21 protein-coding genes and 1 tRNA gene are annotated in these 21,550 nt (G+C 34.3%); 18 read left to right on the top strand and 4 right to left on the bottom strand.

Features of this window, described 5'->3' with window-relative positions:
• Nucleotides 1-149: 149 nt before the first annotated feature.
• The 16 genes from IR083_RS16510 (at nucleotide 150) to IR083_RS16435 (ending at nucleotide 14,151) form a co-directional block, all read left to right on the top strand.
• Nucleotides 150-569 carry a VanZ family protein gene (locus IR083_RS16510; RefSeq protein WP_006797597.1) on the top strand — a complete coding sequence of 140 codons (420 nt, stop codon included), beginning with the start codon at nucleotides 150-152 and terminating at the stop codon, nucleotides 567-569.
• A 38-nt stretch (nucleotides 570-607) separates the two neighbouring features.
• Entirely contained in the window at nucleotides 608-1,090 is a 483-nt protein-coding gene (locus IR083_RS16505; protein ID WP_410492889.1) for a TlpA family protein disulfide reductase, read from the top strand.
• A 5-nt stretch (nucleotides 1,091-1,095) separates the two neighbouring features.
• Nucleotides 1,096-1,692: an imidazole glycerol phosphate synthase subunit HisH gene (gene hisH / locus IR083_RS16500; RefSeq protein WP_006797599.1), complete on the top strand. Its 597-nt coding sequence runs from the start codon at nucleotides 1,096-1,098 to the stop codon at nucleotides 1,690-1,692.
• 9 nt (nucleotides 1,693-1,701) lie between these two features.
• Complete coding sequence (locus IR083_RS16495) at nucleotides 1,702-2,184, top strand: DUF4870 domain-containing protein (protein WP_006797600.1); 483 nt, start codon at nucleotides 1,702-1,704, stop codon at nucleotides 2,182-2,184.
• 10 nt (nucleotides 2,185-2,194) lie between these two features.
• Entirely contained in the window at nucleotides 2,195-2,911 is a 717-nt protein-coding gene (hisA, locus tag IR083_RS16490) for a 1-(5-phosphoribosyl)-5-[(5-phosphoribosylamino)methylideneamino]imidazole-4-carboxamide isomerase (protein WP_194225159.1), read from the top strand.
• Nucleotides 2,912-3,052: 141 nt separating this feature from the next.
• Complete coding sequence (locus tag IR083_RS16485; protein WP_194225158.1) at nucleotides 3,053-4,009, top strand: hypothetical protein; 957 nt, start codon at nucleotides 3,053-3,055, stop codon at nucleotides 4,007-4,009.
• A 148-nt stretch (nucleotides 4,010-4,157) separates the two neighbouring features.
• Nucleotides 4,158-4,910 (top strand): imidazole glycerol phosphate synthase subunit HisF, encoded by a 753-nt coding sequence (gene hisF, locus IR083_RS16480; protein WP_044215280.1) that lies wholly within the window; start codon nucleotides 4,158-4,160, stop codon nucleotides 4,908-4,910.
• Between the two features lie 562 nt (nucleotides 4,911-5,472).
• Nucleotides 5,473-6,081, top strand: a complete 609-nt coding sequence (hisIE, locus tag IR083_RS16475; RefSeq protein WP_317174753.1) for a bifunctional phosphoribosyl-AMP cyclohydrolase/phosphoribosyl-ATP diphosphatase HisIE — start codon at nucleotides 5,473-5,475, stop codon at nucleotides 6,079-6,081.
• A 93-nt stretch (nucleotides 6,082-6,174) separates the two neighbouring features.
• Nucleotides 6,175-6,879, top strand: coding sequence for a cell division ATP-binding protein FtsE (locus tag IR083_RS16470; protein WP_044215282.1), 705 nt, complete (start codon nucleotides 6,175-6,177; stop codon nucleotides 6,877-6,879).
• Nucleotides 6,880-6,902: 23 nt separating this feature from the next.
• On the top strand, nucleotides 6,903-7,433 hold the full coding sequence (locus IR083_RS16465; RefSeq protein ID WP_194225156.1) for a GNAT family N-acetyltransferase: 531 nt from the start codon (nucleotides 6,903-6,905) through the stop codon (nucleotides 7,431-7,433).
• A gap of 108 nt (nucleotides 7,434-7,541) precedes the next feature.
• Nucleotides 7,542-7,614 (top strand) — tRNA-Gly (locus tag IR083_RS16460).
• A 272-nt stretch (nucleotides 7,615-7,886) separates the two neighbouring features.
• Nucleotides 7,887-9,122, top strand: a complete 1,236-nt coding sequence (locus IR083_RS16455) for a site-specific integrase (RefSeq protein WP_194225155.1) — start codon at nucleotides 7,887-7,889, stop codon at nucleotides 9,120-9,122.
• 36 nt (nucleotides 9,123-9,158) lie between these two features.
• Complete coding sequence (locus tag IR083_RS16450) at nucleotides 9,159-9,707, top strand: ORF6N domain-containing protein (protein WP_194225154.1); 549 nt, start codon at nucleotides 9,159-9,161, stop codon at nucleotides 9,705-9,707.
• 32 nt (nucleotides 9,708-9,739) lie between these two features.
• On the top strand, nucleotides 9,740-10,135 hold the full coding sequence (locus tag IR083_RS16445) for a hypothetical protein (protein ID WP_194225153.1): 396 nt from the start codon (nucleotides 9,740-9,742) through the stop codon (nucleotides 10,133-10,135).
• Between the two features lie 279 nt (nucleotides 10,136-10,414).
• The gene (locus IR083_RS16440) at nucleotides 10,415-11,326 is read left to right on the top strand and encodes a ComF family protein (protein ID WP_194225152.1); all 912 of its coding nucleotides are present in this window, start codon (nucleotides 10,415-10,417) and stop codon (nucleotides 11,324-11,326) included.
• A 380-nt stretch (nucleotides 11,327-11,706) separates the two neighbouring features.
• The gene (locus IR083_RS16435) at nucleotides 11,707-14,151 is read left to right on the top strand and encodes an ATP-binding protein (RefSeq protein ID WP_194225151.1); all 2,445 of its coding nucleotides are present in this window, start codon (nucleotides 11,707-11,709) and stop codon (nucleotides 14,149-14,151) included.
• Here the strand turns inward: IR083_RS16435 and IR083_RS16430 are convergent.
• Complete coding sequence (locus IR083_RS16430) at nucleotides 14,148-15,212, bottom strand: ATP-grasp domain-containing protein (RefSeq protein WP_194225150.1); 1,065 nt, start codon at nucleotides 15,210-15,212, stop codon at nucleotides 14,148-14,150. The genes IR083_RS16435 and IR083_RS16430 overlap by 4 nt on opposite strands.
• Nucleotides 15,213-15,319: 107 nt before the next feature.
• Between IR083_RS16430 and IR083_RS16425 the strand changes: the two genes are divergently transcribed.
• The gene (locus tag IR083_RS16425; protein WP_194225149.1) at nucleotides 15,320-16,297 is read left to right on the top strand and encodes a tyrosine-type recombinase/integrase; all 978 of its coding nucleotides are present in this window, start codon (nucleotides 15,320-15,322) and stop codon (nucleotides 16,295-16,297) included.
• Nucleotides 16,298-16,386: 89 nt separating this feature from the next.
• On the opposite strand, the gene IR083_RS16420 is transcribed toward IR083_RS16425, so the two are convergent.
• Together IR083_RS16420 and IR083_RS16415 are read right to left on the bottom strand one after the other, a co-directional pair.
• Nucleotides 16,387-17,649, bottom strand: a complete 1,263-nt coding sequence (locus IR083_RS16420; RefSeq protein WP_194225148.1) for a type II toxin-antitoxin system HipA family toxin — start codon at nucleotides 17,647-17,649, stop codon at nucleotides 16,387-16,389.
• Nucleotides 17,650-17,655: 6 nt separating this feature from the next.
• Complete coding sequence (locus IR083_RS16415) at nucleotides 17,656-17,967, bottom strand: helix-turn-helix domain-containing protein (protein ID WP_194225147.1); 312 nt, start codon at nucleotides 17,965-17,967, stop codon at nucleotides 17,656-17,658.
• Nucleotides 17,968-18,165: 198 nt separating this feature from the next.
• On the opposite strand from IR083_RS16415, the gene IR083_RS16410 reads away from it, so the two are divergent.
• Nucleotides 18,166-19,179: a hypothetical protein gene (locus IR083_RS16410; protein ID WP_194225146.1), complete on the top strand. Its 1,014-nt coding sequence runs from the start codon at nucleotides 18,166-18,168 to the stop codon at nucleotides 19,177-19,179.
• Here the strand turns inward: IR083_RS16410 and IR083_RS16405 are convergent.
• Nucleotides 19,147-21,550, bottom strand: a 2,404-nt coding sequence (locus tag IR083_RS16405; RefSeq protein ID WP_206759863.1) for a hypothetical protein, incomplete at its 5' end; no start/stop codon positions are given. The two genes, IR083_RS16410 and IR083_RS16405, sit on opposite strands and share 33 nt — an antisense overlap.

Below are 21,550 nucleotides of genomic sequence, written 5' to 3'. Positions count from 1 at the left end.
ATATTGATATTTTCTGTATCTTTGAACCTATATTGGAAATACCTGATATGAGTAATGCATGCAGTTCAATGGGATATTCTCAAGTCTTAACCTGCTATTGCTGTTTTACTTATCATTGTAATAAATAGGTCAGCGACCTTATTCATCCTATGCTGAAAAGAATTGTAAGATATACCTGGCCCCCTGCGGTCATTGCTGTTATCATTTTTTATTTATGTTGTCTTATCCCTACAGATGATATACCTGATGTCGGGTTTCAATTCTTTATCCCCGCCGATAAGATTGTGCATTTCCTGATGTATTTCGGTCTGGCCGGAGTGGCATCTTTCAATTATATCTTTTACAAAAAAGGGCATATTATTATATTGAAGCTTGTTGTTTTCGCCATACTGGTCCCAATAATTTACGGGGGAGTGATAGAGATAATACAAGCGGAATATTTCCCGGGAAGGAGTGGAGATTGGTACGATTTTCTGGCTGATGCGCTGGGTGTACTGGCATCCCTGCCTATTTCCCTATGGTTTAGACGTTTTATGTTAAACAGACAATTACAGGAAGAAGACATATGAAAAAATCAATCATTATTTTGTTCGCGTTATTTTTCTCAATGAGTATATTTTCTCAGGAAGAGAATTATCAATATAAAGTAAAAGTGGGAGACATTGCTCCCGATTTTGAAATGAGTCTGCCTTCGGGGCAAAAGGTGAAATTATCCTCTCTGCGGGGTAAGGTTGTTATGTTACAGTTCACTGCCAGCTGGTGTGGCGTTTGCCGCAAAGAGATGCCCCATATAGAGAAAGAGATATGGCAGAAGCATAAGAATAATCCTAATTTTGCGTTATATGGTATAGACCGCGAAGAACCGGCCGAAACAGTCTTGAAATTTGCCAAAGCCACAGGAGTGACTTATCCTATAGGTTTAGACCCGAAAGCAGATATATTTGGTACATACGCGGAAAAAGAAGCGGGGATCACAAGGAATATCATTATTGATAAAAATGGAAAGATAGTAATGCTTACCCGGCTTTTCAAGATGGAGGAGTTTAACGAAATGGTTGCCTTGATTGATTCTTTAGTAGAGAAAAAATAATACAGATGAGTATCGTTATTATAAAGTATAATGCAGGGAATATCTTTTCGGTAGAGCATGCTTTTAAACGTCTGGGTGTAGAAGCTATTGTGACTGCTGACAAAGAATTGATAAGGACTGCTGACAAAGTGATTTTTCCGGGGGTGGGAGAGGCCAGTTCCACGATGCACCATTTGCGTCAAACAGGATTGGATAAGCTTATTCCCGATCTAAGGCAACCGGTCTTGGGCATATGTCTGGGCATGCAGCTGATGTGCGCCCATTCCGAAGAAGGCGATGTGAACTGTTTGAATATATTTGATGCAAAAGTAAAACGGTTTGTTTCTGAAAGACATGAAGATAAAGTGCCTCATATGGGATGGAATACGATAACCAATCTAAAGAGTGAGATTTTTGACGATTCACTGGAGGGGGAATTTGTATATTTTGTACATAGTTATTATGTATCCGGTTGCAAGCATACAGCAGCAACAACAAACTATATCCTTCCATTTAGTGCGGCAATCCATAAAGATAATTTTTATGCAACCCAGTTCCACCCCGAAAAGAGTGGAGGAGCGGGTGAAAAGATATTAAAGAATTTTTTGTCGAACACTAAATAATAATTTATCATGGATAAGTACGATGAATTAAGAAAGCTGGAAGAGCTTAGGGCTCAGGGAGCAATTTCGGAAGAAGAATTTCAGCAGGAAAAGCATAGAATATTGAATCCCGGCAGCTATGGTAACGATAGAAGAGGATTGGGCGGCATACAGAAAGATACATATATCGTACTGATGCATCTGTCTCAGTTTGCAGGATTCCTGATTCCGGGATTAGGCTTTATTCTTCCCATAGTGTTATGGCTGGTAAATGCAAAAGAATATCCTGAGGTAGACAGGCATGGAAAGAATATCGCGAATTTCATGATAAGTATGCTTATTTATGCGACAATAGCCGGTATTTTCTGCATCACGATAATAGGAATTGTAATAGGTCTTCCGATGCTTATCATAATAGCAATACTCGAAATCGTATTCATAATCATTGCAGCTATAAAAGCCAGCAACGGAGAATATTGGAAGTATCCGTTATCAATCACTTTTTTTTCTTAAATAACAGAGCATGATAGAGATTATCCCTGCTATAGATATTATTGACGGTAAGTGTGTTCGTCTGTCACAAGGCGATTATAATGCAAAGAAAGTATATAACGAAGATCCGCTGGAGGTAGCGAAAATGTTTGAAGGCGCGGGTATCCGCCGTCTTCATCTCGTCGACCTCGATGGGGCGAAGGCAAAAAGAGTAGTCAATCAGGCTGTTCTGAAAAAGATTGCGTCGAATACATCCCTCGTTATTGATTTTGGCGGAGGGGTACAGAGCGATTCCGATCTGGATATTGTTTTCGATTCGGGAGCTTCTATGGTTACCGGAGGGAGTATTGCGGTGAGGGATAGAGATTTATTTATTTCCTGGATAGAGAAATATGGCAGCGAAAAGATAATTTTGGGGGCTGATTGTAAGGATGGTAAGATCGCTGTTTCCGGTTGGCAGGAATCTACATCGGTTGATATTATTCCTTTTATAGGAGATTATAAAGCGAAGGGTATAAATAAAGTTGTCTGTACGGATATCAGCAAGGATGGCATGCTCCAAGGTCCGTCTATTGACTTGTATAAGGAAATCCTGAAATCTTTTCCGGATCTCTATTTAATTGCAAGTGGCGGAGTCAGTAGTTTTCAGGATATACTCGATTTGGAGCGCGTGGGTGTACCTGCTGTTATTTTAGGAAAAGCGATTTATGAAGAACGGGTGACGTTGGACGAATTGAGTCGTAAGTAAGTTACGAGTTATGAGTAGTCGTTGAATAATCTTATGCGTCAGTTACTTTTTACGTACAGAAGTATCCTTCATTTTGGCAACTCAAGATTTAATTATTAATTTAGGAAACAATAAGATCATTATATCCAAGAAAACAAAACTATGATAAGAAGCATAATATCGATAATGCTACCATTCGCAATATATTGTAGTTGTAGTACTAACGTGCAGATAAATAATGAACGAGTGATAGAATCTGGAGAAGTTGAGTTCAGTGACTCGGTTAAGAGACCTTTTACCAAATATGTTTATGACGATAAGGGAATACTTATAAGTTCTGTTATTATCTCTTACGGGAAAGACAGTGTTGGGAACATTAAAGAGCAATATATCAGAACCAGTAATTATACACATTTAGGACGAACTATTAATATTGACGGTGTAGAAAAAATAATAGATATAAATACTGGTGATTCTCATAATAAGGACATAAAAGTGATACTAAAATGCAATGGTTCGGGCAAGATTGTTAAACGTATAGAGCAACCCGAAGGATATGTGCTACCCATTATAGATGAATTTGAATGGGAGGGTAATTGCATCAAAAGAAAAATACGCTATTATGATGGGGAGTTAGCGAATGGAAGTTATGAAGATATTGTAGAATATAAATACCGCGATGGGAATATGGTGTCGGCCAATATGAAAACCTTAATAGTAGTAAATGATGTTAGAACCACAATAACCGGAACTATAAAATGCGAATACGACACAACACATTTAAGTTACCAGACCAATCCTGACGAATCAGTTCTAATAGTAAACCACAACCTAGAGTTATTCGCAGCAAAACATTCGGCTAATCAACTAACATCTTATATTTGGGAATCTACACTTCAAGAATTGGATATGGTAAAAAGAATAAAAATCCAGAACATATATAGTACAGATACATCGTTGATAAAAATAGACAGATATGATGAAAAAGATTATCCGATCATTAGCAATTATACAAGAAAAGTTAAATCAAAACTTGATTCATATATAGACCCTCAACAGAGTAAAAAAACGGAAGAAAATATAAATTTTATTGTTTTTACAAAATATACGAATCTGTAGTTGAACGTAATGTATAATATCAATATTTGCCTATCATAAATCCAGTTTGCGCAATTCTTCCTTCGCAGAAGAGGAGTGTAACTCATGTCTAAGATTTTCAATGATTGATTCACATAACTTATAAACATATAATTTTTAATTAAAACACGTGTTAGCGAAAAGAATAATACCTTGTCTTGATGTAAAAGATGGGATGACTGTGAAAGGTACCAATTTTGTAAACCTCCGGGAAGCCGGAGATCCGGTGGAACTTGGTGTGCGTTACAGTGAACAGGGAGCCGACGAACTGGTATTTCTTGATATTACGGCATCACACGAGGAGCGTAAGACATTTACCGAATTGGTAAAACGTATTGCCGCAAATATAAATATACCTTTTACCATCGGTGGAGGTATCAATGAATTATCGGATGTAGACCGCTTGTTGAATGCCGGAGCAGATAAGGTTTCTGTAAATTCTACAGCCATAAGAAATCCGAAGATAATTGAGGAGATAGCCAAAAACTTCGGTTCACAGGTTTGTGTTTGCGCAATAGATGCTAACTTTGAAGACGGGATATGGTCATGTTACACCAGCGGTGGACGTAACAAAACAGATAAAGAACTTTTCTCCTGGGCTAAGGAAGCTGAAAACCTCGGTGCGGGCGAAATCCTTTTTACCAGTATGAACCATGACGGAGTCAAAACCGGGTATGCGAATGCGGCATTGTGCCGATTATCCGAAATATTAAATATCCCTGTTATTGCCTCCGGCGGGGCCGGGAATATGAAACATTTTCGCGATGTGTTTGTTAATGGTAAAGCAGACGCAGCCTTGGCAGCCAGCGTTTTTCATTTTGGCGAGATAGCGATAAAAGATTTGAAGGATTATTTGAAAAAAGAAAATATAAACGTAAGGTAGTTTACGTGAATCAGTATTTGAGAACTTTATCTATGTAGTGGAGATGATAGCCTTTAGCTGTCAGCTTATAGTTCTTTGAAAAAAAAAATAGCAGATTTTTAAATTAGCATATTAGCGAAGGAGTGATAAGTGTAACTTTTACATACGCTTCGCTCCTGTGACCGTTGGTTGTTACTCTTTAACAAGTAATGAGTTTTGAGTGATAAGTACTAAGTTGAGAAAATCGTATTACTGTTTACTGTAAAGACTGTTACCTTTATTACCTTTTAATTATATATAGTTAATTAATGTGAAAATTTTGAAATGAAAACAATGAAAATTCTGTCAGAAGTGTCAGGTTTTAACTAAATGTAGTTAATAAACGTGAATGAGGTGATAAGTGATGAGTTAGACTTTGCATCTTTGCGAGAGAAACTTTTTAAGGAAGAGATGCTTCGTTCCGCTCAACATGACAGAATGTGAAGGTCCTCAAAAAGCTATCAGCTAATAGCTAAAAAACTGTTACTTCTGTTACTTTTTAACTATATATTGTTAGTGAATGTGAAAATTAAACACGACTAAAATTAAAAATATGAATCTCGATTTCGACAAAGTAGGTGGGTTAATACCTGCCATTATACAGGATAATGAGACAAACAAAGTGTTGATGCTTGGCTATATGAATACTGAGGCGTTGCAGAAAACACAGGAAACAGGAAAGGTGACATTCTTTAGCCGTACAAAACAGCGGCTTTGGACAAAAGGTGAAGAAAGCGGGAACTTTCTGAACGTAATCAGTATAAAGGAAGATTGCGATAAGGATACACTCCTCATTAAGGTAAATCCGGTTGGCCCGGTTTGCCATACAGGAGCAGATACTTGCTTCGAAGAAGAGAATAAAGAAGATATCCTGTTTTTGAAATATCTTCAGCATTTTATTGAAAAACGTTACAAAGAGATGCCGGAAGGCTCTTATACGACATCACTCTTCGAATCTGGTATAAACCGCATGGCCCAAAAAGTGGGCGAAGAGGCACTGGAATCGGTAATAGAGGCCTGTAATGGTACCGACGACCGTTTGATATATGAATCGGCGGATATGCTTTATCACCTGATTGTATTATTAACATCGAAAGGCCTAAGTCTCGAAGACCTCGCTAGGGAGCTTCAAAAGCGTCATAAGAAAAACTAAAAACTAAAAGTGAAGAGTGAAAAATGTTTATCAATCTCCATTTTTAATTTTTCACTTTTCGTTCTTCACTTTTCACTTTATACTGACATAGTTATGGATAAGGATGTAATTATAAAATATGAAGGAGTTGATTTGGACAGGGATGGTAATAACATCCTTAGTGATATCAACATCTCAATAAATGAAGGTGAATTTATATATCTTATAGGGAAGGTTGGTTCGGGAAAAAGTACATTCCTGAAAAGTCTTTATTATGAGATACCTATAGAGAAAGGTCATGGACGTATCTTCGATTATGAACTGGAAAGTATAAAGAAAAAACAAATTCCATTTTTGAGACGAAAGGTGGGGATTGTATTTCAGGATTTTCAATTGCTTATCGACCGTACTGCGGCTAAGAACCTTGAATTTGTCCTTCGTGCTACCGGATGGAAGAATAAAGATCTGATAGATATACGAATCGGGGAAGTGCTTACACAGGTTGGCATGCAGAATAAAGGCTATAAAATGCCTCATGAGCTATCGGGAGGAGAACAGCAACGTATCGTTATAGCGCGTGCGCTTCTTAATTCACCTGAAATTATACTAGCCGACGAGCCGACGGGGAATTTGGATCCTGAAACAGGAAATCAGATTGTACAACTCTTGCATACGATATCGGAAGGAAATACAGCCGTTATAATGTCAACTCACAATTATGCCGTTGTCCAGAAATATCCGGGAAGAATCATAAAATGTGAGGATGGTCATCTGAAAGATGTGAAGATGGGAAATCAGATCCAATCACAGAATCACTAAGTAAAAATATAGCAGAGGGAATTATGGAAATAAGAAAATTAGATTTAACAAAGAGTAATGAGGTTTCATTTATTGAAAACCTTTATATAGAATCTTTTCCGTTGAGCGAGCGCCGCCCGGTGGAAACAATGCTCGATTTATATAAAGGGAATTCACCTTTTGTAATTGCCATAACCCTCGAGGACGATAATATAGTGGGCTTCCTAACTTACTGGGATCTGGATGAATTTATATTTGCCGAGCATTTTGCTATTTCGCCCGAGTTTCGCAATGGGGGATATGGGCGTAAAGTGATGGATCTATTTATAAAAGATGTCATCAAGCCTATTATACTAGAGGTGGAATTGCCTACCACTATACTGTCGGAGCGCCGTATTGGATTTTATCAACGTATAGGATTCAGATTGTGGGAAAATGTACAATATCAGCAACCGGCTTATCATAAAGACGGTATTGCCATTCCTATGAAGTTGATGACATACGGAAGTTTGGATGTAGAGAAGAATTTAATCGATATCAGAAGCAAGCTGTACAGTGTGGTCTATAATTGCTAAATAAGGATAGATACCAGATTTATTGTGCAAAAAAACATCTTTTGGTTGAAAATAATAAGCAAAAATTTTGAAAAATTAAAAATAGCCTATATATTTGCACTCGCAATTGCGAAAGTAGCTCAGTTGGTAGAGCACGACCTTGCCAAGGTCGGGGTCGCGGGTTCGAATCCCGTCTTTCGCTCAGACTCTGAGAGACATCAGAGAGAAAATTGAAGATAATAGCTTCCGAATCAATAGATTGGAAGCTATTTTTTTTAATATCTATTCCAGTTAACAGACTAAGAAAAGCCACTAACAAACACCGAATCGGTACTAGCTGGGTACCTATTCAAATTCATCTAAAATTGGTACCTATTCGCCTACTTAAGTCATTGATTTGTCGCATAATGTCCGTCAATCTGTCCTTCTTTCAGGACAAGTTAAAACTATTTTTGCAATTTTAAATTAATGAGTATGAGACGAAGCACTTTTAGAATCCTCTTCTATATCAAAAGAGGTAACCCAAAGAAAAATGGGAATGTCGTTATCATGGGACGAATCACTATCGATGGTGAGCGTTCCCAATTCAGCACCAAGTTAGAAATCAACCCTACGGTCTGGGATAACAAATCCGGTAAAGTAAAAGGCAATAACGCAAAAGCTGTAAGCATTAATAATGCGTTAGAGAATTTTCGGGGCAAAGCCACCATGCATTACAATAAACTGATGGATATAAATGGATATGCCCACCCCGAAAAGATTAAAAATGCCCTGTTTGGTTTGGAAGAAAAGAGTAAAACGATCATGTACTACTTCAATAAATTTAATGAACAGTACAAGTCGAAAGTAGGAGCAGTTGTAACACGAACCACTTATTTGAGATATGAATTGGCTCAAAAACGCTTGGGTGAGTTTATGGAAGAAACGCGTAAGGTAAAAGACATGCCATATCGGGAAATAACTACGGTCTTTCTTCAGGACTTTTATTTATTCTTACGCAATGAATATAAATCGGGGAATAATAATGCCATGAAAACCATTCAGCATGTGAGAGCTGTATTCTTCTATATCAAAAATACAGGAGAACATTTTGCAGATCCATTTGCCAATTTTAAAATCAGCTTTGAAAAAATTGAACGATCTTACCTGACAAAAGAAGAACTGGAAGTATTGTACAATAAGAAATTCGGTTCGGAACGGCTTGAAAGAGTCAGGGATGTTTTTCTCTTTTGCTGTTACAGCGGCTTATCGTATTCAGATTTGTATAATCTGACAAAAGAAGAGATTAAAACTGGCATTGATGGCAACTTATGGATTATGGATACGAGGAATAAAACCGGAGTCCCCTATAAAGTACGCCTATTGGACATACCTGTAACTATTCTGAAAAAATATGATTATTTGCAGGAAGATGGTAAGCTTTTACCTGTGATAAGTAATCAAAAGATGAACGAATATTTGCTGGAAATCGCCAATCTTTGCTGTATAAATAAAAAGATAACCTGTCACGTAGCCCGACATTCGTTTGCAACCCTCTGTCTTACAGAGGGTATGTCTATTGAGAGCGTTTCAAAATTATTAGGACACACCAAAATAAAAACGACTCAAATCTATGCCAGGATAATTGATAAGAAACTAAGTGATGATATGGATCAATTGGCTAAAAGACTAAAAGGTCCTGACTCAAACAGTTCGACATTAGCTGTTTAATCGAATCAATACAAGTTCAATTTTAAAATAAAAGCAATGGATATAAATAATATTAAAGATAAGATCATACATATTCAAGGGCAACAAGTGATCTTGGATACAGATGTCGCAAGCCTATATGGTGTTGAAACAAAGCGTGTCAATGAAGCTGTAAAAAATAATCCTGATAAATTCCCTGAAAGGTATATTATCTACCTGTCGGATGACGAAGCAGATTCTTTAAGGTCGAAATTTTCGACCTTAAAGAATCCGGGGCGTGGAGGGCATTTTAAATACTCTCCCAAAGCATTTACCGAAAAGGCTTTGTACATGATTGCAACGATCTTAAAATCACCCAAAGCGACCGAAACAACAATATCTATCATCGAAACCTTTGCTAAAGTAAGGGAACTTTCAAGAAATATTGCAGAATTACACCAGCAGGAGGATAACAATACTCGTCAGTCCATGTTGCAGAAAAGCGGGGAGATAATTGCAGATGTCATTTCCAGCGATTTTGAAACAACGGACACAGAGACGACCGTAGAACTTAATCTGGCGATACTCTCGGTCAAACATACTATAAAGCGAAAACCTAAGAAATAAGTAATTAAGTTAAATAATAAAATAAGATTGTTATGAACAGAAGTATAGTTCAAATAACAGAAAACCCAGAAGCAGCAACATCTATTGAAATAGTTCCTGCCGGAGAAGAGGTTTGGATGACAAAACCGGAGATAGCCCGCTTACTGATGGTCTATCAAAATACCATAAGTAACAATTTACGGGTAATATTTAAGGCTGGGATCTTAGATGAAAAAGATGTTGTCAAGGAGTACCGGTATAAGGAACAAGGTATTGAGCGTATTACCATTTATTATAGTTTTGAGGTAATCATAGCCTTGTGCTACAGGATATGTTCCATGTACTCAAAAATCATAAGGCGGCATATACAAGTAAATCTTTATAACAATAGAGTAAACAACGAAAAATTCGATCTTAATTGTAATATCCTGACTTTCTCTCTAAACTAATATATAATTAAAATAGACATTGTTCATTACTTAATATAGTGGTGAACAATATTGTTATCTATTTTATTTATCTTCTCTAAAAATAGTAATGAGGCTTTCTAAAATGTATAATTTAGAAAGCCTCACTAAGTAATATTCGGTATTAAGGCAAAGGCTTTATAAAAAAAGTTGGATGTTGGGCTATTTAATCCCTTTTTTTACTATTTTAGAGAATTGTAATATACAACGATGGATGCAAACGAGAGCTAAGACTCATAATTATAAAAACCTGTTCCCCCAATGATCGACAACCTTAGAATATCCATCCCGATAGAAGAAGCCGGAGTAAATGATGTCGGGAATTATTTCGAGTTTTTAAAACTGCCCGGAGAATTTCTGTTAATTCAGCAGGAAGACAGTCAATTTTATTTCCTATGTACTGATAATTGCCCTATTGAAAAGATATGCCTTTCGTTCGACTGGTATATTGTATCCCAGGACAGGTTTAACCGATCACTGCTAATCGGGGCCGGTTTAGCCGGAGAAGATCATGCTGAAGGCGAGGTGTATAAATTGAAGGATGAACAGACCCTGTCTCTGTGGCGGGATATTCTTCACTTTACTTTTCTGAGCAGTTTCGTTCGCCAGTTTTTCCCTTATACCAACCATTTCAAAGGGAAACTGCGGGTAGATGATGCCCTGTGCTTCTATATCCACGATTATTATCCGGTCTCGCATCAAAAAGAAATATCGATCCATCAAAAAAAAGTTTCTAATCTTATCTTTCGCTTTAAGGAAGGGAAGCAATCAGCTTTAGTTGCTAAACTCTTCTCTTTAGCCATCTTGCGTATGCCCTTTTTCAAAGAGATGGGAAATCCGGTACTGATCCCCATACCCGCGGCAACAAGAGAACGGAACAGACAACGGTTTGCGCGGTTCAACTACTTACTGGCAAAAAGATTGAAAACAGAAGATGGCTTTAAAGCAATATGGATAAAGGAAGACCGGGAGCAGATGAAAGGGCAAACCAGTCAGGATAAAATATTCAATCTCGACTTCAATAGCAGATATATAACAGACAAAGACGTTCTTTTGGTAGATGATATATTTACGACCGGAGACAGCTTTATTCAGATGAAACGAAAACTGGTAAAGTTAGGGGCTAAATCTGTGATTGGATTATTCTTTGGTAAAACAGTAAAACACAAATGATTCTAAATCTTATGAGTATATCAAAGCTATCCTACAAATATAAATTATTAGAAGAGCTTAACTCTTGTATTCATGGATAATCTTGAGGAAGCTCATCCATAAACTCTGAAAAAATAGTATCTGATTGTTTGTATTTTTAAGCGTAAAAAAGCGACAAACTGGCAAATACTTCAGCCGATTCTCCAAACTATATACCCAAACACTAAAATGCCACCATAAATTAAATATTCACTTTCAACTGTGAACAAATAAAACTGAATGTTACTCCTTAATTGTAAAGATTGAAATAAATCAATCCCATTTTTTTATTCCCTATCATATAAATTAATAAAAATTAACTGTATATTTGACTTTCGATGAACAACTGATAACTTAATATTATGAGTGATAAAATGATTCATTACATAAAAGATTATAGTGACAGAGTTAAGTGTTTAATTACAAAAAACTATTCTGCCATTGTTAATTTATATGGTGAATCTGGTACAGGAAAAACCTATTTATTGAGAAATTTATATTCTGATTTGAATAATAGTGGATATAAATGTATCCTACTAAAAGGTGATATAGGAAAAAAAGAAATTGATTATTATCCTCTTGACGAATACCTAGAAAAGATTTACAAAATAAAGAAAGTAAGCACCAATGTTGTAATGAATCTAATTTCTGAAATTCCAGTGGTTGGAAAAGCAACAAACGAAATATTAAAAGAAGTCGTTGATTATGATCAGTTTAATGAGCAAAAAGATATATTTAATATTCATACTTTTCAGATTCATAAGGAATTTTCATTACAACTTCTATCACTTATAAACCAAAACAAGAAAGTCGTAATATTTTGCGATGATATCCAGTATTTTGATCAGAAAACGGCAAATTACCTATATGATATTTTCCGTAAACTACAATACAACTTTTCAGCTAACATCAGTTTGATTAATTCGATCAATACATCAGCACCTAACAAAGGAATAAGTTTCCTAAACAATAAAGAAACAGATATTCATCTAAAGCTACCTGATAAAAAACAAATTAGAGAAATAATAAAACAATGGAAATTTCAGAAAGAGCTTTCGGAGGAAATGCTTGAGGTTATACATATATCTACTGGTGGACATCTTTATTTGATCCAATGTATTGTAGAATATCTCTCTACTGGTGAAGTTATGTATTCCTCACATCTAATTGATAAAAAGAATCTTTTATTTAAGATAATTGAAACAAGATTAAAAGATTTTGGGGATAATCGTGACGAAGCGAGGGAGATGTTTTGTTCTCTTTCACTAATCGGCGAACAAGCTTCCAATAACGAAATACATTGTTTGATGGGAAACTCGAACAATTTGTGTGATATTATAAATGAATCCATATCCCTCAATCTGTTAACCATTAAAGATGATTATATATATTTCAGCCATGAAATAGTAAAGAGTTGCTTCGATCTTTTCGCAAATGAATTTTCCAATGCTTTCTATCTTAAATACTCCAACTGTATAAAAGAAATTTCACCTTCACATTATGCCAAAAGAGCATTATTATCACAAAAAATAAATGATTACTCTACTGCTGACATCTATTATGCTCTTTATGCATTACAAAGATTTAGAAATGGAATGTTTGGGGAAGTTGCCAACATTCAAGATAGACTAATTTCACCTAATAAAGCAATTATTACAGATTATTTAAAAAAACTATTAGAGTGCTACCGATTAGTATTTGATGGTCAGGATTCGGTTGCTTTGTTAGAACTTTATGTCATTCCCGATTCTCTACCATTTTACCTTTTGGTTGAAAAACAATACTTAATTTGCCTCATACAGTTTAAAAGTAACAATATAGAAAATCGGAAAGAAGCTTTACTCCAAATGAATGAGATTATAGCTTCTCTCGAAAAGGAAGAACTTGAAATTTGGACACGGTGTATGTTTCTGAAATTTGCACTTGAAGCAGAAATTTGTTTAGTAAATGAAGCTAAAATAACACGGACAAGGCTAATTAACACCCTTTCCAAACGGATTCCTTTTGATAAAGAATCGGCAAAGTTACTCAATAGAATTTGTTTATATTCTGATATTATAGATCCGCCTGAGCTCTCACATAAAAAACTCATTACTCTTGTAAATCAGTTGGAAAAAGAAGTAAATAACGAAAAATATGATTCAATTCTTGAACTATATATTGCAGAAACAAATCTTTCAGGTAATGCATTGATACTAAGCGAATATGATACTGCCGTAAAATCGTCTTATAAGGCAATTTGGCTGATTAATGAATTTTCATTAGTTCATTTTTCGCATCGTGAAGTATGTTATAATAATCTTTACCTTGCACTGTTTTTTTTTAATGAGAATGAGGTTGATCAGATTATTGATAAGTATAAAGCTATATTTGACGTTCGATCAGAAGAAGATGAGATACTGATTATTACAAATCTTGCTGGTTTATTAGTTGCTAATGGAAAACATGAAGAAGCACTGCAATTAATTGAAAAAAATGAATGTAACAATGAAGTTGATATTTATTACCATTATTATTACCAGCTCAATTATGCCATAATATTATACCTTAATAAGCAACAGGATGCAGCCCTGCAACAACTAATAGAAATAGGAAAATATACCGACCAAGTATCCTCTAATATTACAAAATATTACAATAAACACTATAACTTACTGCTCTATATCTTGGAAAATGAAGACTGTATCAATCTTCAGGAAATTCAACAGAAATTTGAAGAAAAACAATCAGTTTATCTAAGTCCAATTTGGACAAAATTTAAAAAGGGATATCTATTCTCGGATCTGCAAATATGGACAGAGTTTTAGTATTCAATATTTTGAATTGCTTTATACAGACAAAGACAAAACATTTCCGAGTAGCTGAATCCAGCATAACTAGCAGAGCAAGCATATGAATGAAAGCGTGTTAGGTGTGGAGAATTATTATAATCTGTTATATAGCATTGTCCATCACTAGTAATTCTAAAATCTACTCTTACGCTTCCTTTTAATGATAGCATGTTGAAAGAATGACGTGCAATCTCTCTGATTTTGTTTGCAAGTTGCAGATTGTATGCTTCAAAATCATAAAAGCTATACCTATCTTCTGAAACTAATTCATAAGTAAGAATATCCTCTCCTAAATGTTCCGTCTCATTTATTTTTACACCAACTGGAACGAAAGTTACGGGATATCCTAGATCAAAAACAGGCATTTCAACTTCCCAGCCAGATATAAATTCTTGTACTATAATAGGCTGATTTAGCTTTCTCGCCAGCTTACTAATCATTAATTCATAATTCTCTGTAAAAAAAGAAACATTTCTGGAGGAAATTCCAAGACTTGCACAACCGTAAGCTGGTTTGGATATCAGTTTTAGTTCGTCACTAGGTTGCCCATTGAGCCAACCATTCACATTATCATAAATCCAAAAATGCGGAGTTTGTAATTGGTAAAATTTCAATAAAGCAAAACTTTGAACTTTATTTTCGAGTAATGACGAAGAAAATATATCTGAAGATGCATAGCTTAATCCATATAATTCGCAGATAGCAGGAACTATAGACGATTTAGAGCGACTTTTGCCTCCACCAGTAGTGTTATATACTATTTTATATTTAAATCGGAGAGATGGTATTTTACCAAAGATTACTTTTTGAGCAAACTCTTTTTCTCCATATGAAATTTCATGGTAGATACCAAGTTCTTCAAGTACATTAATAAAATCTCCTAACTCTTCATCAGAAAAATATTCTGTCTGCAAGTCATATATATCATTTGATGAAAACCCTTGTGTTTTCATATTTATCACAAGGAATACAGAAATCTCAGAAGCCTCTTTTTTGAAGAAATCGATTATTCTTTTAGCCCTTTCAGTATCACTCATAATATTAAGTTATCAGTTATTCAAGTAGCCTAAATTTTACTTGAATATTGCTCAGTTTATACCATAAATCTGTTTCTTCGCATCTAAATCATTAAAACAGATAAAATATGAACTCAAAAAATCCAGGTAAAAACACACAAGAAATAAATATTAAGGAAGTTATCAAAGGTTTTCTTTTCCATTGCCAATTCGAAAAGAATCTAAGTACAAAAACATTACGGGCCTATACAACAGATTTGGAACAATTCGCTATATATATAAAAGGCACTGAAGATGAGAAAAGATTCAAGAGTATGACTAAAGATACACTGAAAAGCTATCTTCAGAAAATTTCAAATCTAAAACCAAAAACAATAAAAAGAAAAGTAGCCTCATTAAAAGCTATGCTAAACTATTTAGAGTATGAAGACGATGAATATATTAATCCTTTCAGAAAAATTAAAGTTCGCTTAAAAGAACCTAGCCTTATTCCATCAGTTATGACACTACATGAAGTAAAAAAAATATTAAGCATCATGTATAAAGAACTTGAAAATAGCAACAACGTTAATCAATGTACCTATAAGGCTCTGGTTCGTAATATAGCAATTGTTGAAATCTTGTTTTCTACTGGAATGAGAGTTTCGGAAGTTTGTAGTTTGCAATTACAAGACATAAATCTGAAAACTGGAGTTATCAAAGTCTTCGGTAAAGGGAGCAAAGAGCGGATGATACAAATATGCCAGTCTGAAACGATCTCTATAATAAAAAACTATTATCAATTACATAAAACTCAGATCAAGAATGGAAATTTCTTTATAAATCGTTTAGGACTTCTATTATCGACACAGTCTGTCAGACTGATGGTGAAATCCTATGTTAGCAAAGCCGGATTAACTAAGCATATTACGCCACACACATTCAGGCATACTTTCGCAACTTTGCTTTTGGAAGAGGATGTAGATATAAAATATATCCAAAATATGCTGGGACATAGTTCTATCGCTATAACACAAATATACACTCATGTGAATATCAGCAAGCAAAAGAAAATATTATCGACCAAACATCCGAGAAGAAAGCTACAACTGACGGGAAATGATTGATTGTCTGTCTTGATGTGGAGGTATTTCATTGGGAATTTACTTTTTTTCATTCTTATTCGATCAAATTATGAGGATTCTTTAAACCATAATTAATATCTGAAAGCAGTACTCATCATATCGCGCTCCGATTTAGAGATTTGATATTTAGCTGCAATTTCTTCCCAATCAGAGACAGTCGATTTGATATTCCCGACTATAGTAATAACTTCTTTCTCGGTTAATCTGAAATAAGGAGCGACGCTTAATGCCAAATCAAAATCTAATGAATTGTCGTTTTCGGATATATTTAGTTTTAACCCTGTCCCATATGGATTAGGATTTACATCATAAGCAGGAGATAAAGTCCACCCGTATTTTGTTAAGATGAACCCATGGTTTCTTAAATGATCGTCCGTATTGCTGACTGCAATTGAGAACACGATTCGTCGGAATAATTCGGTCAGATCTTTTTTGACATTTGATCCATTTTGAATAATAAATTCAACCAGTTCCAGATAGCTGACGCCATCTTCTGCTCCAACTCCGTCTGTATATCCCAGTAAAGTCATGGCCGAAGAAAAATGAATACGTTTTCCATCCACAGTACGGTCAAAACGTTTTGTCAAATAAGTATGATGCTTATTATTATATCTCTTTATGATTGACTCAGCTGTGGTTATTTCTGATCTTTGTGCCAACTCGGTTACAACCATCTCCCATGCTCCTATATCCGTATCATCATTATTGCTGGGAAATTTGGCAATCCAAAGAGACCCATCCGTATGCTGTACGCTTGCTTTAGGTCTGGCACCTCCCAAAGAAGACCCGGGAGCCATTAAAATATTCAACCATTTCAACAAGTTAGGATTATCCTGTCCGATATTCTTTTCCAGTTCAAGGCTTGCATGTTCTAATTCCCGTATGGAAGTCCAAGGGGGAGCAGAATAATCTTTGTTATTATCTAAAAAACTGCCATCAGGATCAAGTTTAAATCGTAATGCCCCCATGCGATGCAGATCATAAACCCCTAATAAAAAATCCGATTCATAAAGAGTTTTGGTTATTCTCTTCTCCGATTTGGCAAGAACAGCCTCCCTGCGTTTCATCAATACCCGTCCCCAACGGTCAGGCGAGGAGTCTAAGAATAAACCAAAATTTGTTTTTTCATCCCTTAAATATTGAATTCCTGAATAGAACCCTAAATCAGGATCTAATATTTGTGTATTATCAGAACTTAACCAATCATCCACATAGTTAAATGAAAAGATTTCTTTTCCTCTTAAAAATTCTATTGAAAGAATACCCATTAAGGTTGGGTTTTTGAGTTCAATCCAATCAGCATAAACATATATTTTTTTCTTTTCGATCTTCATATCCTATTACTTTTTCGAAGCCCGTTTACCTATTGATAAATCTGCATCCTGCAACTTCCGGCCTAATACGTCATCTTTTGCTATTAGTTGTAAATCCTTTTCCAAGCCCAATATAAACAGAACTTGAGCATAAGTTCCTAAAGAAACACTCGGCAGTCCTTTTTCTATTTGCCATAATGTAGAACGCGATATTCCGGCACGTTCCGCTATCTGCTCGGTTGTGAGCTTCCTTCTTAAACGAGCCAACCTTATATTTCCACCAATTTCTTCCAGTATTTTAGTTAGTCTGGGCAATAGCACTGTCTTTGTTCCTTTCATAATGTACTATATTTTATACAAAAATAGCAATTTTATTTATAATATAAATCATTAAACCTTTTGATTAGTAAATATACTATTAATACTATTACCTTGTATGAATTTTAATCCACCATCATTGGATAAAATTATCAGTTATATAAAAACCATATTAGAGAAACACTGCAACTCGCAATGAACAATTGATAACTATTTATTATGGAAGATATAAAAGTCAACTTAAATATACTATTTTTAGGACACTATGCTCCTCCGGATATTTGCAAACCTTTGCCTGTTGATATCCCAGATAAGGTATATGCAGTGTATCACCATAGAATTTATAAGTTTTTATATAATAATTTCCAAAATGTAATATCGACCAATGATCCAAAGATCATGTTTGATGATAGTTTATCAAGTAAAATCGATTATATATTTTCGCTATATAATCGTATGCCATTCAATAATTCAGAAATATTTATTTCTTCTGTGGCTGAATACCATAAAATCCCATACTTAGGAGCAACACCTAATATAAGAGCATTAGCCGAAGATAAACATTTAGCCAAAATGATGGCTAAGAGTTGTGGTATAAATACTCCTGAATGGATTGTCTATAATGTTAAAAATAAAATATATCCTCCAGAATTTGAGGGTCCTTATTTTGTCAAACCTAGATTTGGGGCTGCATCTAAATTTATTGACGAAAAATCAATTTGCATCGACTGGGAGAAAGCTCTGAGACGAATAAAGTATCTTCATTCAAAACAATTAGATGTTATTTTAGAGAAACAGATAGATGGAATATACTATACATCTCCTGTTTTAAATAATTTTGGAAATCCTCTTTTTCTACCATGTATCAAAGAATTATCTATATTACAAGGAAATGTAGTGACATATGAACAAAAACGGAAAATCATAGGAGGACTTACTCGTTCTATAAATGAAGATCTATATATTGAGAAAAAGCTACACGACAACTCTAAAATAATGTTTAAGTTAATTCAACCATTGGATTATACTCGATTCGACTATATTGTTGACTCTAATACAAATGAAATCTTTTTTCTTGAATTTAATGTATGTTGCAATCTAGGAGAGCATTCTACTATATCACAATCAGCTGAAAGTGTAGGAATAAGTTATGAAAATCTATTGCTAAATATAACTTATTCTAGTCTTTTCCGAGGAGGTTTAATTCAAAATACTTTCGGGAAGCAATTTTAGAGGATCAACAAACCAATATACAAGACCACAAGGTGAATAAAGGAATCGCTTTTGACCAGATGTATATGAAAACTCAGTACTAATTGCCCGTTCATAAAACTTGCATCTTTCTTCTGTCAGCTTGGGATTATACCTGTTTTTAAAACATTTGTTTTTTTCTATTAGTTCGATAAGATTTTTATTTCCCCAGCTATATTCGATAAATATCCTGTTTGCATAATATTGTTCCCTAACCCGATCTAAAGTGTGTGTTGTTACATCTTTTTCAAGGTCTCTAATCGCGGATAAAGCTTTTTCGTGTTCATCCAAAAAGGTATAACAACAGGCTCGATTTATCTGTGAAAAAATTCTGGGCATACTGTTTTTACTGATACTGATAGATAAATTAAAATATTGAACTGCTCTTAGGATATCATCTTTATTACCCCGCATGAGATGATATATACCTATATCATTATAAACTATATGGCAATTATGGATTCCAAATTTCTCCATTCCTATTTTTGCTTCATATAATTTCTCGAAAGCTTCATCTAATCTGTCTCTTAGAATGAGGTAGTATCCATAATTACATAGGGAAGTGTAATAACCGAAGTTATCATTGTTTAATGAGAAATTGGATAATGCTTTTTCATATAATTCATCTGTATTTCGATAAGCAGAAGTAATTGTGCGTAGAAAATATCCATAGTTTTTGCATCCGGATAAATGTTTATCCCATTTATTATATAATTCTTTTACCTCATCAATTCTGTTAGAATGAAGCAAATTAGCAGCAAGGAATGATAAAAGTATAGACTTGTATTTATTATCTTTTTCCTTATCTATACAATTGCTTAACAAGCTGTAAGCATCTTTCAGTTTTCTTGTTCTATCTAGTAAAACCGAATGTAATTTATTGATATTAAAATTTCTTTTGGATTTGGGGATATATTCAATCCACATTAGAGCGATACTATACTCCCCTAATTTACAATGGTAAATCGCTGCTATCAGACAATCTTTAATATTTGTTTTCTGTAATGTAGCATTTGATACAATATCACTTTCTATTGTAGCTTTATTCTTCAAATATATCTTCAACAATTTTCGGGCATATTTTTCTTTGCTGCTATTATGGTGCTTTACTGTCAGATTATATGCCAATAAGATCTCTGATTCATTCAGGCAATCGATATCCTTGTCTGAAAGGTAGTTTAGGATGATAGTTTCAATAATTAATAATTCTGCAACCTGTTCTTTCAAGGATTGAATAATAGGATTGTTTCTTGCTATAATTTGATAAAAAACTAATTCGCCACTTACGTTATCAATCTTATGAATCAAGGATTTTTCTTCTAAAATTTTCAGTTTCTCTATTATTTCTTTATTGAGATCCTCCGAGTATATATTTCCTCGTAGAAATATATTGTAAATTTGATTCTTTGAAACTTGGTCATTATAAATGAGGAGAGTAAATAATATTTGTTTTTCGACTAGAGATAAAGACTCAAGAGTTATACAATTCTCATTTCTTATAAATTCGATTATTCGGTGAATATTATATTGTGATTGGTTTAATATGATGTTTGCTTTATTTTCTTCTATTTTTTTATCAAATATATTTCCTATCTCAATAACTAGATTTATATCAGGAATAGAAAACTCAATTTCATCTAATTCTAATTGATTATGTAAGCTAATTGAATTCTTTAATTTTGAATATTTATTGATATCATTATCCGTGATAACGAACACAGAGCAGATGTTGTTGCTATTCTTACTATTTATACTAAAAAAATCCAAAGTCTCTTCGTTTGCATCTTGCGCATTATCAATTACCAAAACTAACTTTCCATTATTAGGCAGGGTAAACTTTTCAAAAAATAGGCTTAATATCTCTATTTGCACAGAGATGTAATCGCCTGAATATATGCCTGAAGTCCCTTCTTTAGAATATTTTATAAGAATTTTTTTTAAACGATTCTTTTTTTTGAAGCTACTTACAAATTTAGACCAAAGTGCGGAAGCAAGTTCTCCAGCAAAAGGAATTGCCTTTATTGCACTCTGTATTAGGGGGCTCTTATTTATTACACATAGTTTATCATTTGTAATATCTTGCAATTGCTCTTTAAATAAATCATTTTTCATTAGAACAGACAATACTCTTTGAGTCAATGATTCACTAGAAGAAGCATCCACATAAATAACAAGATTTAAGTTGTGAAATTTTATTTTCTCTTTGAGAAAAGATGTTATGCCACAAGCTTTATTAGCCTTGATCATAATGATGTTATTCTTTTCTATTGAAGAGGTGAATTTATAATACTCTTTATCTCTATTAGCATATTTATTCATGTAGATTGAGGTAGGATAATAAATAGTTATCACA

Source organism: Dysgonomonas sp. GY75 (assembly GCF_015234155.1).
GTDB lineage: Bacteria > Bacteroidota > Bacteroidia > Bacteroidales > Dysgonomonadaceae > Dysgonomonas > Dysgonomonas gadei.
Note: the sequence above shows the minus strand (reverse complement) of the source record. Positions and strands in the feature narration are given on the sequence as shown.

Excerpts from the sequence above, each read along its gene's own strand:
- IR083_RS16445 (WP_194225153.1), top strand. The coding sequence starts at position 9,740 with ATGAACAGAAGTATAGTTCAAATAACAGAAAACCCAGAAGCAGCAACA.
- IR083_RS16485 (WP_194225158.1), top strand. The coding sequence starts at position 3,053 with ATGATAAGAAGCATAATATCGATAATGCTACCATTCGCAATATATTGT.
- IR083_RS16510 (WP_006797597.1), top strand. The coding sequence starts at position 150 with ATGCTGAAAAGAATTGTAAGATATACCTGGCCCCCTGCGGTCATTGCT.
- IR083_RS16455 (WP_194225155.1), top strand. The coding sequence starts at position 7,887 with ATGAGACGAAGCACTTTTAGAATCCTCTTCTATATCAAAAGAGGTAAC.
- hisH (WP_006797599.1), top strand. The coding sequence starts at position 1,096 with ATGAGTATCGTTATTATAAAGTATAATGCAGGGAATATCTTTTCGGTA.
- IR083_RS16425 (WP_194225149.1), top strand. The coding sequence starts at position 15,320 with ATGAACTCAAAAAATCCAGGTAAAAACACACAAGAAATAAATATTAAG.
- IR083_RS16505 (WP_410492889.1), top strand. The coding sequence starts at position 608 with ATGAGTATATTTTCTCAGGAAGAGAATTATCAATATAAAGTAAAAGTG.
- IR083_RS16450 (WP_194225154.1), top strand. The coding sequence starts at position 9,159 with ATGGATATAAATAATATTAAAGATAAGATCATACATATTCAAGGGCAA.
- IR083_RS16440 (WP_194225152.1), top strand. The coding sequence starts at position 10,415 with ATGATCGACAACCTTAGAATATCCATCCCGATAGAAGAAGCCGGAGTA.
- IR083_RS16415 (WP_194225147.1), bottom strand. The coding sequence starts at position 17,967 with ATGAAAGGAACAAAGACAGTGCTATTGCCCAGACTAACTAAAATACTG.
- hisA (WP_194225159.1), top strand. The coding sequence starts at position 2,195 with ATGATAGAGATTATCCCTGCTATAGATATTATTGACGGTAAGTGTGTT.
- IR083_RS16470 (WP_044215282.1), top strand. The coding sequence starts at position 6,175 with ATGGATAAGGATGTAATTATAAAATATGAAGGAGTTGATTTGGACAGG.
- IR083_RS16435 (WP_194225151.1), top strand. The coding sequence starts at position 11,707 with ATGAGTGATAAAATGATTCATTACATAAAAGATTATAGTGACAGAGTT.
- IR083_RS16465 (WP_194225156.1), top strand. The coding sequence starts at position 6,903 with ATGGAAATAAGAAAATTAGATTTAACAAAGAGTAATGAGGTTTCATTT.
- IR083_RS16420 (WP_194225148.1), bottom strand. The coding sequence starts at position 17,649 with ATGAAGATCGAAAAGAAAAAAATATATGTTTATGCTGATTGGATTGAA.
- IR083_RS16430 (WP_194225150.1), bottom strand. The coding sequence starts at position 15,212 with ATGAGTGATACTGAAAGGGCTAAAAGAATAATCGATTTCTTCAAAAAA.
- IR083_RS16410 (WP_194225146.1), top strand. The coding sequence starts at position 18,166 with ATGGAAGATATAAAAGTCAACTTAAATATACTATTTTTAGGACACTAT.
- IR083_RS16495 (WP_006797600.1), top strand. The coding sequence starts at position 1,702 with ATGGATAAGTACGATGAATTAAGAAAGCTGGAAGAGCTTAGGGCTCAG.